We start from the raw sequence: 13,010 nt of genomic DNA on the forward strand, positions 1-13,010 counted from the left end.
TGCCCGGTTGCATGCGGAGCGTTCATCGCTCCTATCTCTACCTTGTCAGGCGAAGTCGTACGCCGTCTCAGCGTGCTCGGCTTCGTCGATACCGTTCGCCTCTTCTTCGGCCGACACCCTCCAGCCGAGTGGCTTGAGAGCGAAGGCGATCACTGCTGTGACGATGGCAGTGAACACCAGTGCGAACAGAGCGATGACGATCTGGATCACGAGCTGCTTGTAGTCACCGCCGTAGAACAGTCCGGTCTCGGATCCGAGGAAGCCGATGCCGATGGTGCCCCACAGGCCTGCGACGAGGTGCACGCCGACGACGTCGAGCGAGTCGTCGTAGCCGAACTTGAACTTCAGACCCACTGCGAGAGCAGACAGAACACCTGCGATGACACCGAGGATCATCGAGCCCACAGGGGTGAGCGAACCCGCGGCCGGTGTGATGGCCACGAGGCCTGCGACGATGCCCGACGCAGCACCGAGGCTGGTGGCGTGTCCGTCACGAATACGCTCCGTGATCAACCAGCCGGCGATAGCAGCGGCCGTGGCAGCCGTGGTGTTGACCCAGGCGAGTCCGGCGGAACCGTCGGCAGCGAATGCCGAACCTGCGTTGAATCCGAACCATCCGAACCACAGGAGAGCAGCGCCCAGCATGACGAAGGGCAGGTTGTGCGGACGGAATGCGATGCGGCCGAATCCTGCGCGCTTTCCGATGATCAGAGCCAGAACCAGACCGGCGATGCCTGCGTTGATGTGGACGACGGTGCCACCGGCGAAGTCGATCGGCTCGACTGCGGCAACGAGCCCGCCCTCACCGTCGTCGACGGTGCCGAAGATCTTGGCAGCGAGGCCGTCCTCTGAACCGGAGAGAAGTCCACCGCCCCAGACCATGTGTGCAAGGGGGAAGTAGGCCAGCGTGACCCAGATACCCGCGAACACGAGCCACGTGCCGTACTTGACGCGGCTCGCGATCGAGCCGCTGATCAGTGCGACGGTGATGATCGCGAAGGTGACCTGGAATCCGACATCGATGATGTTGGCGTATCCGGAGGCACCGGCGATGTAATTGCCGTCGGCATCGGTGATCGAGTCCTTGAGTCCGAAGAACTCGAAGGGATTGGCGAAGATGCCGCCGATGTTCTCGGTGCCGTACGACATCGACCATCCCCAGAGGAAGTAGATGATCGCGACGACGGCCATCGACCCGAACGACATCATCATCATGTTCAGCACTGACTTCTGCTGAGACATGCCCCCGTAGAAGAACGCCAGTCCTGGCGTCATGAGCAACACGAGCGATGCTGCGATCAGCATCCAGGCCGCGTTGCCGGAGTTGGCCAACATATCCTCGGGACTCACGTACACCCTCCTTATCCGTACGCACCCGTTGGTGCGCGGTCTGGACAAAGAGTGGTTTCCATAAGTTTCATCGGTGACACTCCGGTGTTTCGCTCATGTGAACGGACGGCCGGAAACTGTTGCCAGTTCGTTTCGTCCAGGCGATTCGTCTTTTCGCCTGTTTTGGTTTCGCTCCGAAAATGGGTGGAAACGGGCACGAACCGGACACACGATCACGCCCTGCCGACGTCCATGGCAGGGCGTGATCCGGGTCGGAGAAACTCCTCAGCCGAGCAGCGCGTCCACGAACGCGCCGGGCTCGAACGGCGCGAGATCGTCTGCACCCTCACCGAGGCCGACCAACTTGACCGGAACGCCGAGCTCTCGCTGGACCTGGAAGACGATTCCGCCCTTCGCGGTGCCGTCCAGCTTGGTCAACACGACACCGGTGATGTCGACGACCTCGGCGAACACACGGGCCTGTGTCAATCCGTTCTGTCCGACGGTGGCGTCGAGCACCAGCAACACGTCGTCGACGCGCGCTCGCTTCTCGATGACGCGCTTGACCTTGCCGAGTTCGTCCATCAGGCCGGACTTGGTGTGCAGTCGACCGGCGGTGTCGACGACGACGACGTCGACTCCCTGCTCGATGCCCTTCGACACCGAATCGAAGGCAACGGCAGCAGGGTCGGCGCCTTCCTTGCCTCGAACGACATCGGCTCCGACGCGCTCGGCCCACGTCTGAAGCTGGTCGGCTGCAGCAGCACGGAACGTGTCCGCTGCACCGAGCACCACCCGACGTCCGTCGGCGACGAGCACCCTGGCCAACTTGCCGGTGGTCGTCGTCTTACCGGTGCCGTTGACACCGACGACGAGGAGAACCGCGGGGGTCCCCTCGTGCGGCAACGCCCTGATCGACCGGTCGAACTCCGGGTGCAACTGCGCGACGAGGACCTCACGCAGCAGCGCCCGTGCGTCGGCCTCCGTTCGGATGCTGCGCGACGCCATCTGCGCTCGCAGTGTCGTCATGATCTCGGCGGTCGTCGACGACCCGATGTCGGCGATCAGAAGAGTGTCCTCGACCTCTTCCCACGAATCCTCGTCGAGGTCACCGCCACCGAGCAGGCCGAGAAGACTCTTGCCGACTGCGGACTGCGACCGGGACAACCGGCCGCGAAGGCGATCCAACCGTCCGTCGGTCGGGGCAATCTCCTCGATGACCGGCTCGGGTGTGGGTTCCGGCTCGAGCTCAGGAGCCGGCTCGGGTGTGGGTTCCGGCTCAGGCTCAGGTGTCGGCGCAGGTTCGGGTGTCGGTGCGGGCTCGGGTGTCGGTGCGGGCTCGGGAGTGGGTTCCGGTGCGGGCTCGGGAGTCGGCTCCGGTGCAGGCTCGGGGGTGGGTTCCGGTGCAGGCTCGGGCGTCGGGGCCGGCTCGGGCGTCGGCTTCGGTTTCGGGGCCAGTTCCGGTTCCAGTGTGGCGCTGCCTTGATCGACAGCGCTGCCCTGACTGAACGAGAAGCCGCCACCCGCCTTGTATCCACCCGATCTGTCCTTGGGGGTTTCCTCGACGGCCTGGGTGTCCTTGGGCTTCAACGACACCCGGCGCCTGCGGGAGAGGACGAACCCGGTGACGAGCACGACGAGCAGAATGGCCAGAACGGCCGCGACGACGATCCACGCTTGGGTACTCACGGAGACCATCCTGTCACGATGTGTGACCGCTCTCGCCTCGGTGGTGTCAGCTCAGCGGCGCCGACGCGGCGTCCACCGCCTCGTCGTCCTCGACCGTTGCACTACCGATCGTTTCCACGCGATCGCGGTTCAATCGCTGGGAGATCACGGTCGTGATGCCGTCGCCGCGCATCGAGACACCGTAGAGGGCGTCGGCGACCTCCATCGTCGGCTTCTGGTGGGTGATGACGATGAGCTGCGACTTCTCGCGGAGCTGCCCGAACAGCCCGATCAGCCGACGCAGATTCGTGTCGTCGAGTGCTGCCTCGACCTCGTCCATGACGTAGAACGGGGACGGCCGCGCACGGAAGATCGCGACGAGCATCGCCACTGCGGTCAGCGACTTCTCTCCACCGGACAGGAGCGACAGCCGCTTCACCTTCTTGCCGGGCGGTCGCGCTTCGACCTCGATGCCCGTCGTCAGCATGTCGTTCGGCTCGGTGAGGATGAGTCGCCCGTCGCCGCCGGGGAACAGCTTCGCAAAGACCTGCGTGAACTCACGCTCGACGTCGAACCATGCCTCGGTGAACAGCTGCAGAATGCGATCGTCGACGTCCGCGACGACCTCGAGCAGGTCCTTGCGGGCAGACTTCACGTCCTCGAGTTGGGTGGAGAGAAAGTTGTATCGCTCTTCAAGCGCAGCGAACTCCTCGAGCGCCAGAGGATTGACCTTGCCCAGCGTCGCGAGGTCTCGCTCGGCCCGTTTCGCGCGCTTCTCCTGCGTCGCACGGTCGAACGGCATCGGCGCAGGTGCGACGACCTGTTCGCCGCGTTCCTTCGCTGCTTCGTACTCCGTCATCTCGAGCTCGGTCGGCGGCAACGCCACGTCCGGTCCGTACTCGGCGATCAGGTCGTCGAGCCCGATGCCGTGTTGCTCGAGAATGGTCGCTTCGAGCTGTTCGATGCGCAGCGCGGCCTGTGCACGCGCAACCTCGTCGCGATGCACTGCATCGGTGATCGACGCCAGCTGCGCCTGGAGTGCCCGAACCTGTTCTTTGACTCGTTCGAGTTCTGCCGTCGTCGTGGCCCGCTGTTCGGCGAGTTCGTCGCGACGCGACGCGGCCTCGGCAACGACGATCGCCAACCGTTCGGCGACCCTCTCGCCTGCGGAGGCGACTGCCTCGGCTACGGCGGCAGCATGACGACGGGAGGCCATCTCGCGTTCGGCGCGGGCGCGGGCCTCGCGCTCGGCACGCGCCGCACGACGCAGTGAATCGGCTCTGCCGCGCAGAGACTGTGCGCGTTCCTCGGCGGTGCGGACGTTGAGTCGGGCCTCGACCTCGACGGCCCGGACTTCGGTCAACGCCGCGGCCGCTGTTTCCCGCGCGAGGGTGGAATCGGACGAGTCGGTGTGCCCTTCCATACCCGACTGCTCGTCCTCCGCGAGACGGAGACGCTCTTCGAGTTCCGCCAACGCGCCGAGTGCTTCTTCCCTGCCGGTTTCGGCGGCGGCGCGCTGTTCGGACAGGCGGGTCGACTCGGCGTGCGCCGAACGGGCCAGCTGCCCGAGCCTGCCGAGTTGTTCGTAGACCGCCGCCATCGCAGCGTCCGATTCGTTGAGTGCCGCCAATGCCTGTTCGGCGGATTCCTTACGGTCCGCCTGCTCGGCGAGTGCGCCGGACAAGGCGGCTTCGAGCTCGGCGGACCGGCGTTCGGCCGCGGCGAGCTCGACGGTGGACGTGTCGATGGCTGCCTGGACCTCGAGTGTGCTCGGCTTGCGATCCGAACCACCGGTGACCGATCCTGCCTCGACGAAGTCTCCCTCTGTGGTGACAGCCCGGAGACCGCGCGCGGACGCGAGCAGCGTCGCCGCGTCGTTCAGGTTGTCGACGACGGCGACGTCGCCGAGCAACGTGACCATCGATTCGGCGAGCGAGTCGGGGAAGGACACGACGTCGAGCGCCCAGCGTGCACCAGCGGGCAGCGCGACAGCGCGCTGCGGCGCGGAGGCGGCCGAGCCGTCGAACACGATCGCTGCTCTGCCCCCGTCGGCGTCGCGCAACGCGCGGACGGCGTCGCGCGCGCTTCCGAAGGAATCAGCGTGGGCTGCATCGGCGACGGGACCCATCGCGACGGCGATGGCGACGTCGTATCCGGGCTCCACGGTGATGCGCTCCGCGAGCAGACCCGACAGACCGGGCTGCCCGTGCTCGACGAGCCAGCCCGCACCGTCCTTCCGTTCCAGACCCATCGTGAGCGCCTCGATGCGGGCCTGGAACGACGCGACCTTCTTGCCCGCGGTTCGATCCTCGTTCTGCAGCTCGGTCACCCGAGAATCCGCATTACGCAATGCAGCAACGGCGCGTTCGTAGTGGGTGTCGAGACTCAGTTCACTGGCGTCGAGGCCCGATATCTGGTCCTGCACGCTGTCGAACTCGGCCTGTGCGACATCGCCACGCTCACGCGCTTCGTCGATGGCCACCGACAACCGGGCGACCTCGGCGTCGATGGACTCGACCTTGGTTCGGAACGTCTCGACCTGGCCCGACAGACGGGCGAACCCCTCACGACGGTCGGCGACGGCCCGCACCGCAGCCATGTGGGCGCGTTCGGCCTCCGCCGCGGCGGACTCCCGTTCCATCAACTGCTCGCGTGCCGCCTCCAGCGTCTCGCGGGCGATCTCGACCGCCTCGACGAGTTCCATCTCTTCCTCGGCGACGCGCTCGGCCTGCTGCTCGAGCTCGTCCGGATCCTGGCCGCGGCCCGTCGACGGTGCACTGTCGAGATGACGTGCGCGTTCCTTCGCGATCCTGATGGTGGCGTTGACGCGTTCTGCCAGCGCCGACAGTTGAAACCAGGTCTGTCCCGCTGCTTCCGCGCTGGGCGTCAGACGCGCGACGGACTGTTCCAGTTCGCCGAGTGCGACGTTGCCTGCTTCGAGGGTGTCCTGCACGACGGCGTACTGCTCGCGCTGTGTGGCCTCGTCCTGTTCCTGCGTCGCAAAGGCTTCCCGACGCGCAACGAGGTCGTCGGCCGCCAGACGCAGCCTCGCGTCTCGCAGATCCGCCTGCACGGTCTGTGCGCGGCGGGCAACTTCGGCTTGTCGCCCGAGCGGTTTGAGTTGACGGCGGAGTTCGGCCGTCAGATCGGTGAGCCGCGCGAGGTTGGCCTGCATCGCGTCGAGCTTGCGGACGGCTTTCTCTTTGCGTTTGCGGTGTTTGAGAACGCCCGCGGCTTCCTCGATGAAGGCACGCCGGTCCTCGGGCCGCGACTCGAGGATCGCAGCGAGACGACCCTGACCGACGATGACGTGCATCTCGCGTCCGATACCGGAGTCGCTGAGCAGTTCCTGGACGTCCATCAACCGGCACGAGTTGCCGTTGATCTCGTACTCGCCTGCGCCGTCACGGAACATGCGGCGGGTGATCGAGACTTCGGTGTAGTCGATCGGAAGCGCACCGTCGGCGTTGTCGATGGTGAGCGTCACCTCGGCACGGCCCAGCGGCGCGCGTCCCGACGTGCCGGCGAAGATGACGTCTTCCATCTTTCCGCCGCGCAGCGCCTTGGCGCCCTGCTCCCCCATGACCCAGGTGAGAGCGTCGACGACGTTGGACTTGCCGGATCCGTTGGGGCCGACGACGCAGGTGATTCCCGGTTCGAAACGAAGAGTCGTCGACGAGGCGAAGGACTTGAAGCCCTTCAGCGTCAGACTCTTGAGATGCATGGCGATTGAGATTACCGGGTCGGTCCGACCTAGTCGTTCGACACTCCAGGACCGGACGCGACGCGTCAGCGCTCGACGAACCCCGTCAAGCCGCCCCGCGGCGCATCCCACGACTCGACGACGAGCGTGACAACGCCCGGGGTACTGCCCCCGCGCAACAGTCCCAGCAGCTGTTCGAGGCGGTCACGGTCGCCCTCGGCGACGACGAGTACGCGACCGTCGGCATGGTTGGTGGCGTGCCCGACGAGACCGAGTTCGAGGGCACGAGACCGAGTCCACCACCGGAAGCCGACGCCTTGGACCGACCCGTGGACCCAGGCGGTCATTCGCACGTCGCTCACGCCGTCGGACCCGGAGTGAGTTGCCGAACGGAACCGTCGAAGCTGGTGGCGTACAACGCGTCTCGATTCCACCCCGGCCCACCGAACTCCACGGACGACGTCAGCGGCAGACCGGTTCCGACGACACACGACGACCCGGATTCCGGATCGATACGCAGGACACGGCCTGCAAGGTTCTGCGCGAGGTAGATCTGCCCGTCCGGTCCCACGGTCAGGTCGTCCGACGCCGTGACCGGGCCGAACCCGTCGACCGGAATTCGACGTGCCTCGCCACCGAGGTCCTCCGAATCCAGCACGGTGACGGCGAGTTCGGGTTCGAACGTGTTCGACACGTACACGGCGGTGCCGTCGGTCGCGATCCCGTTGGCGCTGCCGAGGTCGGTCCTGACGACGCGCGACGAGTCGCCGTCGATGCGAGTCAGCCCGGACTGTGCGCCGACGTTGCGGGTGACCAGCATGTCCCCGTCGTCGAGCAGCACGAGACCGTTGGGCATCACGAGGTCGCGCGCCACCGTCGCACGAGCACCGGACGTGAGATCGACGGTCTCGACCGACCCGTCGGGGATGTCCAGCGCGCCGGAGACGAATCCGTTGCCGGTGGTGAAGTACAGAGTGTCTCCACGGACCGCGAGCCCGCCCGGCGACGCCACGTCCGGTACGACGACCGATCGCTCACCGTCCGGTGTCAGCCCGCGGATACTGCCAGTGCCGAACAGCGACGTCTCGGACAACAGCATCGTGCCTCGGTCGTCGAACGCCAGGTTCTCGAGCGTGCCGAAACCGGACGCGACGGTCGAGGTGGTCCACGGCGTGCAGTCGGGCGTCGCCGATGCCGCCGGAGCCCCCACGATCAGCACCCCACATGCCACGACCGCCACCCCGAGCGCTCCCCCCGCCCTCACGTCAGGCGTCCGTGACGACGTCGAGCGTGACCTCGGTACCGGCTTTCAGCGTGCGCCCGACCGTGCACACCTTGTCGACAGCACGCGTGACGACGGTCAACAGCCGCTGCTGGGCGTCGGCATCGAGTTCGCTGAGATCGAGTTCGAGGATCTCGTGGAGTGCGGGATACACCTCGTTCTCACGATCCGCAGCTCCCGACACTCGGACGGTGGCGTCGTAGTTGTCACCGAGTCGACGCGACAGTGGAAGGTCCGAGCTCATACCGGTGCAGGCGGCCAGCGCGATCTTCAACAGCTCGCCGGGCGTGAAGACGCCGTCGACGGATTCGGAGCCGATCAGAACCTCGGCTCCTCGGGAACTCTTGCCGGTATACCGGCGGGTGCCTGTGCGTTCGACCCACAGCGATGTCGGAGTGCTCGTCTCTGCCATGACAGCAGAGTCTAGAACCCGGACGCTCAGCGCAGGTTTCTCGGCCTCGGCTGGCATTTCGGGCAGCTGTACGACGACCGGTTCATGAACTTCTCACGCCTGATCGGGGCACCGCATCGCGAACACGGCAGGCCTTCCTGTCCGTATGCGTCGAGAGACCGATCGAAGTAACCGGATTCTCCGTTGACGTTGACGTACAGGGCGTCGAACGAGGTACCCCCTTGTGCCAAGGCTTCCCCCATGACCGCGTGCACCGCCGTCAACAGTCGCCGCAGTGCAGGGCGGGTCAGCGTCTCCGCGATACGATTCCCGTGAATCTTGGCTCGCCACAAGGCTTCGTCGGCGTAGATGTTGCCGACGCCCGACAGCACGGTCTGGTCCAACAGAGCGCGCTTGATCTCGGTGTGCTTGCCGCGCAACACCTCTACGACGGACTCCGCGTCGAACAGTGGGTCGATCGGATCACGTGCAATGTGCGCCACCGGTTCCGGGACGATGGACCCGTCGACTTCCTCGAGACCGGCCAGCGCCCATCCGCCGAAGGTGCGTTGATCGACGAACCGCAGGTCCGCCCCGGAATCGAGATGCGCACGAATGCGGAGGTGCTTCTCGTCGGGGACGGTCGGCGGCTGCACCAACATCTGCCCACTCATACCGAGGTGTACGACGATCGCGACATCGAGTGGTTCGAGCGGTAGCCACAGGTACTTGCCGCGGCGCTCGGCGGACGCGATGCGGCGACCGCGCAACTGCGCCGCCAGGTCTCGGCCACCGGCGAAATGCCGTCGCACAGCGCGGGGATGGAGAACGTCGACCGAGTCGATTCTGGAACCGACGACGTGCGCTTCGAGTCCGAGGCGAACCACCTCGACTTCGGGAAGCTCAGGCATCCACGCTGCCCGGCGGGAAGTCGGACCCACTCGCGCTGCGTGTGGATGTCTCACCTTCGGTGTCGGACAGGGCATTCCACGCCGTGCTCGCGGCCTTCTGCTCGGCTTCCTTCTTGTTCCTACCGATTCCGACTCCGAGCGCATGGCCGCCGACGAGAACCGTTGCGGTGAACTCCTTGTCGTGATCCGGTCCGGTGGACGTGATCTCGTACACGGGAACACCGAGCGACTTGACGGCCGTCAGTTCCTGAAGACTGGTCTTCCAGTCGAGCCCCGCACCGAGACGCGGTGCGCGATCGAGAAGCTCAGCGAACAGCCGAGACACCACCTCGCGGGCGACGTCGATTCCGTGCTGCAAGTGAATGGCGCCCAGAAGCGATTCCATCCCGTCAGCGAGGATGCTGGGCTTGTCGCGCCCACCGGTCTGCTCCTCACCCTTGCCGAGCAGCAGGTGCCTGCCGAGACCGCCCTCTCCGAGTCCACGTGCCACTTCGGCGAGAGCGTGCATGTTCACGACACTGGCACGGATCTTCGCGAGTTCGCCTTCGGACTTGTCCGGATGCACGGCGTACAGCCGCTCGGTGATCGCGAGTCCGAGAACCGAATCGCCGAGGAACTCGAGCCGCTCGTTGGTCGGGAGACCGCCTTGCTCGTACGCGTACGAGCGGTGCGTCAGCGCCAATGTGAGCAGCGAATCGTCCAGTACAACGCCAAGAGCGGCGAGGAGCGACTCTCGGTCGTCCCCGCCGCTGCCGGCTGTCGAGCTGTTCTTGTAGGTAGAACTGCCCTTGTTCGTCACAATTCGTCCGATCCTGGGATCAGACCGCTGCTGCTACCTGGCGACCCTTGTAGGTGCCGCACGACGGGCACGCGATGTGGGGCAGGGTCTTCTCACCGCAGCCACGGTTCGGGCAGGTGACGAGGGTGGGCGCAGTGGTCTTCCACTGTGCACGACGCGACCTCGTGTTGGAACGCGACATTTTGCGCTTCGGGACAGCCACTTCTACTTCTCCTCGGCTTCGTTGTTCACAAGTTCTGTGCTCGGTTCTGAGCCCACGCCAAATTTGGCTGCAAGACCAGCCCAGCGAGGATCCAGTATGTCATGACTGTGCCCGGATTCAGCAATCGCCAGGCGAACGCCGCATTCGGGGCACAATCCCTCGCAGTCTTCGCGGCACAGAGGATAGAGCGGAAGCTCCAATCCGACCGAGTCCACGATGACTGGTTCGAGGTCGATCCGATCGTCGACGACGCGATGAATCTCGTCCTCGTCGGTCGTTTCTTCCGTCACGCTGTTCGGGTAGGCGAACAGCTCGGTGAGGTACATGTCGACGTCACCGGTCAACGGCTCGAGGCAGCGGGAACATTCTCCCGTGGTGTCTGCACGAACGGTGCCGGTGACGAGAACGCCCTCGGACACGGCTTCCAGCCGGAGATCGAGCTCGACGGGTGACCCCTCGCCGATCGCGATCGAGTCCAGCCCGATCCGCGAAGGTGCCGCGACCGTCCGCTGGATCTGCTTCATCGACCCGGGTCTGCGACCCAGGTTGTCGATATCCAGCACGAAACCCGCGTCCGTATCGGGACGGGGGGTACTACGACGGGTTGACACAGCAAATCTTCCTGCTCGATGACGGATGTATGCGCCGATCACGGACTCGACTGGTCGAGGCGTGCATCAGGCAACCACACAACGATACGCATACACGCATACGGGAGCAAACCACCCCGCTCCCTCACGAAGCGGGAAGGCTACGAGCGACGCGACCGACGGAAGTCGTCGGAAGGATCGCTGCCATAGTCCGGTACACCCGAGCCGGTGCGGAGCTGCTGCCGCCCGCGGCCGACGGACCGGATGGTGCCGGTGAGGAATTCCTCGAATTCGGCCAGTTTGGTGTCGACGTAGACATCGCATTCGCTGCGCATCCTGTCCGACTCGGCGTGGGCCTCGTCGATGACGCGCGCCGACTCGGCATGCGCTGCCTGCACGACCTCGGTCTGCGCGACGAGGCGGGCCTGTTCGGCCGTGCCCTCGGCAACACTTCGGTCGTACGCGGCCTGGCCGGATTCGATCATGCGATCGGACTCGGTCCGCGCGCGCGTCGTCACTGCCTCGTATTCACGATTGCCGTCCTCGACGGTGCGCTCTGCGGTATCGGTGGCGTCGTCGACCAGCTGTTCGGCGTGTGCCTTGGCCTCGGCGACCATCCGATCGGCCTGGGCCTTGGCGTCGGACAGAATCCGGTCCGCCGAGTCCCGAGCGTTCTCGACGGTGTCCTGCGCCTCCTGATTGGCCGACGTGACCGTCTTGTCGGCCGTGGCACGTGCGTCGCCGACCAGCTTGTCCCTGTGGTCGAGAACATCCTGTGCGTCGTCGAGCTCACCCGGGATGGAATCACGGACGTCGTCGAGCAGTTCCAGCACGTCGCCACGCGGAACGACGCATCCGGCTGTCATCGGGACACCGCGCGCCTCCTCGACAATGGCGACGAGTTCGTCGAGCGCCTCGAATACGCGATACACCGGTAACCCCAATCGTCGAACCGAAAGAAAGATCGAGCGCAGTCCAGTTTGCCTGGTGATCGCCGCCCGTGTGCGACGCGCGTGCGGTGTGTCGGATCGAGCGGTCTGCTACTTCTCCGCGTTGCGCTCGGCGATACGCGCGAGAAGGCGTGAATGCACGTTGGCGGGAACCATGTCCTCGACGTCGCCGCCGAACGTCGCGACCTCCTTCACGAGCGAACTCGACAGGAAGCTGTACGTCGGGTTCGCTGGAATGAACAACGTGTCGACGCCGGACAGTTTCTGGTTCATCTGCGCCATCTGCAGCTCGTAGTCGAAGTCGTTGGCACCGCGCAGGCCCTTGACGATCGCCGTGAAGCCTTCCTGGCGCGCGTAGTCCACGAGCAGTCCGTGCCACGACGAGACGCGGACGTTGCCGAGATGCGCCGTCGCTTCGGTCAGAAGTTCGATTCGTTCGTCGACGCTGAACAGTCCGCGCTTGTTCTTGTTGATCATCACCGTGACGATGATCTCGTCGAACTGCGCTGCAGCCCGGGTGATGACGTCGAGGTGACCTTCGGTCACGGGGTCGAAGGATCCAGGGCAGACAGCTCCAGTCATGAATCAGGACGCTATCACCGAGAACGAATCAGTCGACGGTCGACGCGGACGCGCTCGCGATCTCGATGCGGGTCTCGCCGTACTTCTTGACCTTCTCGGGCACGAGCCCGTCGGGCCACGTCGTTGCGGGCGACCGAGACGAACGCTCCAGTACCACAACGGCTTCCGGGGCGAGCCAGCCGCCGGCCAGCAGGTCGCGCAGCATCTTCTCGACGGCGGATTCGGTGACCGCATACGGAGGATCGGCCAGTACCAGGTCGTACCGGCGGTCGGCGGGCGCGGACAACACGGCGGACACCGGCGCACACCGCACGGTCGCACCTCCGAGCCCGACACCGCTCACGTTGTCCCGGACGATCGACGCCGCGCGTGCGTCCGATTCGACGAGGAGCACCGACGACGCCCCGCGCGAAAGCGCTTCCAGCCCAAGGGCTCCCGAGCCTGCGAACAGATCGAGCACGACGGCGCCGTCGAGATCGAGCCGGGAGTCGAGTGAGCTGAAGAGCGCCTCGCGGACACGCTCCGACGTGGGACGTGTACCGCGAGGCGGGACCTTCAGCCGCCTGCCCCCTGCGATGCCTGCGACGATCCGAGTCATCTACA

The 13,010-nt window shown here is 65.6% G+C and carries 13 protein-coding genes; all 13 read right to left on the reverse strand.

Going from position 1 to position 13,010, the window contains the following annotated elements:
• Nucleotides 1-45 precede the first annotated feature (45 nt).
• Nucleotides 46-1,335: an ammonium transporter gene (locus CHB96_RS02415; RefSeq protein WP_176444109.1), complete on the reverse strand. Its 1,290-nt coding sequence runs from the start codon at nucleotides 1,333-1,335 to the stop codon at nucleotides 46-48.
• Between the two features lie 279 nt (nucleotides 1,336-1,614).
• Nucleotides 1,615-3,027, reverse strand: coding sequence for a signal recognition particle-docking protein FtsY (ftsY, locus tag CHB96_RS02420; RefSeq protein WP_176444081.1), 1,413 nt, complete (start codon nucleotides 3,025-3,027; stop codon nucleotides 1,615-1,617).
• Between the two features lie 37 nt (nucleotides 3,028-3,064).
• Nucleotides 3,065-6,721, reverse strand: a complete 3,657-nt coding sequence (gene smc, locus CHB96_RS02425; protein ID WP_089242922.1) for a chromosome segregation protein SMC — start codon at nucleotides 6,719-6,721, stop codon at nucleotides 3,065-3,067.
• Between the two features lie 65 nt (nucleotides 6,722-6,786).
• A complete protein-coding gene (locus CHB96_RS02430) occupies nucleotides 6,787-7,062 on the reverse strand; it encodes an acylphosphatase (RefSeq protein ID WP_089242923.1) in 276 nt (91 codons plus the stop codon).
• Nucleotides 7,059-7,964 carry an SMP-30/gluconolactonase/LRE family protein gene (locus CHB96_RS02435; protein ID WP_089242924.1) on the reverse strand — a complete coding sequence of 302 codons (906 nt, stop codon included), beginning with the start codon at nucleotides 7,962-7,964 and terminating at the stop codon, nucleotides 7,059-7,061. The genes CHB96_RS02430 and CHB96_RS02435 overlap by 4 nt, the downstream gene beginning before the upstream one ends.
• Before the next feature lies 1 nt (nucleotide 7,965).
• Nucleotides 7,966-8,394 (reverse strand): OsmC family protein, encoded by a 429-nt coding sequence (locus CHB96_RS02440; protein WP_089243091.1) that lies wholly within the window; start codon nucleotides 8,392-8,394, stop codon nucleotides 7,966-7,968.
• Between the two features lie 26 nt (nucleotides 8,395-8,420).
• Entirely contained in the window at nucleotides 8,421-9,284 is an 864-nt protein-coding gene (gene mutM, locus CHB96_RS02445; protein WP_089242925.1) for a bifunctional DNA-formamidopyrimidine glycosylase/DNA-(apurinic or apyrimidinic site) lyase, read from the reverse strand.
• Nucleotides 9,277-10,083: a ribonuclease III gene (gene rnc, locus CHB96_RS02450; protein ID WP_089242926.1), complete on the reverse strand. Its 807-nt coding sequence runs from the start codon at nucleotides 10,081-10,083 to the stop codon at nucleotides 9,277-9,279. The genes mutM and rnc overlap by 8 nt, the downstream gene beginning before the upstream one ends.
• A 19-nt stretch (nucleotides 10,084-10,102) precedes the next feature.
• Complete coding sequence (gene rpmF, locus CHB96_RS02455; RefSeq protein WP_080733022.1) at nucleotides 10,103-10,285, reverse strand: 50S ribosomal protein L32; 183 nt, start codon at nucleotides 10,283-10,285, stop codon at nucleotides 10,103-10,105.
• A gap of 2 nt (nucleotides 10,286-10,287) precedes the next feature.
• Nucleotides 10,288-10,896 (reverse strand): YceD family protein, encoded by a 609-nt coding sequence (locus CHB96_RS02460; RefSeq protein WP_245865139.1) that lies wholly within the window; start codon nucleotides 10,894-10,896, stop codon nucleotides 10,288-10,290.
• Between the two features lie 140 nt (nucleotides 10,897-11,036).
• Complete coding sequence (locus CHB96_RS02465) at nucleotides 11,037-11,807, reverse strand: polarized growth protein Scy-related protein (RefSeq protein ID WP_089242928.1); 771 nt, start codon at nucleotides 11,805-11,807, stop codon at nucleotides 11,037-11,039.
• 108 nt (nucleotides 11,808-11,915) lie between these two features.
• Nucleotides 11,916-12,407 carry a pantetheine-phosphate adenylyltransferase gene (gene coaD / locus CHB96_RS02470; RefSeq protein ID WP_089242929.1) on the reverse strand — a complete coding sequence of 164 codons (492 nt, stop codon included), beginning with the start codon at nucleotides 12,405-12,407 and terminating at the stop codon, nucleotides 11,916-11,918.
• A gap of 28 nt (nucleotides 12,408-12,435) precedes the next feature.
• Nucleotides 12,436-13,005, reverse strand: a complete 570-nt coding sequence (rsmD, locus tag CHB96_RS02475; RefSeq protein WP_089242930.1) for a 16S rRNA (guanine(966)-N(2))-methyltransferase RsmD — start codon at nucleotides 13,003-13,005, stop codon at nucleotides 12,436-12,438.
• Nucleotides 13,006-13,010 lie beyond the last annotated feature (5 nt).

Origin of the sequence: Rhodococcoides kyotonense (genome assembly GCF_900188125.1) — a bacterium.
Taxonomy (GTDB): Bacteria; Actinomycetota; Actinomycetes; order Mycobacteriales; family Mycobacteriaceae; genus Rhodococcoides; species Rhodococcoides kyotonense.

Bases quoted from the DNA above. Each gene is read 5' to 3' on its own strand.
- CHB96_RS02440 (WP_089243091.1), bottom strand. From the start codon at position 8,394: ATGGCAGAGACGAGCACTCCGACATCGCTGTGGGTCGAACGCACAGGC.
- smc (WP_089242922.1), bottom strand. From the start codon at position 6,721: ATGCATCTCAAGAGTCTGACGCTGAAGGGCTTCAAGTCCTTCGCCTCG.
- rsmD (WP_089242930.1), bottom strand. From the start codon at position 13,005: ATGACTCGGATCGTCGCAGGCATCGCAGGGGGCAGGCGGCTGAAGGTC.
- CHB96_RS02415 (WP_176444109.1), bottom strand. From the start codon at position 1,335: ATGTTGGCCAACTCCGGCAACGCGGCCTGGATGCTGATCGCAGCATCG.
- ftsY (WP_176444081.1), bottom strand. From the start codon at position 3,027: ATGGTCTCCGTGAGTACCCAAGCGTGGATCGTCGTCGCGGCCGTTCTG.
- coaD (WP_089242929.1), bottom strand. From the start codon at position 12,407: ATGACTGGAGCTGTCTGCCCTGGATCCTTCGACCCCGTGACCGAAGGT.
- mutM (WP_089242925.1), bottom strand. From the start codon at position 9,284: ATGCCTGAGCTTCCCGAAGTCGAGGTGGTTCGCCTCGGACTCGAAGCG.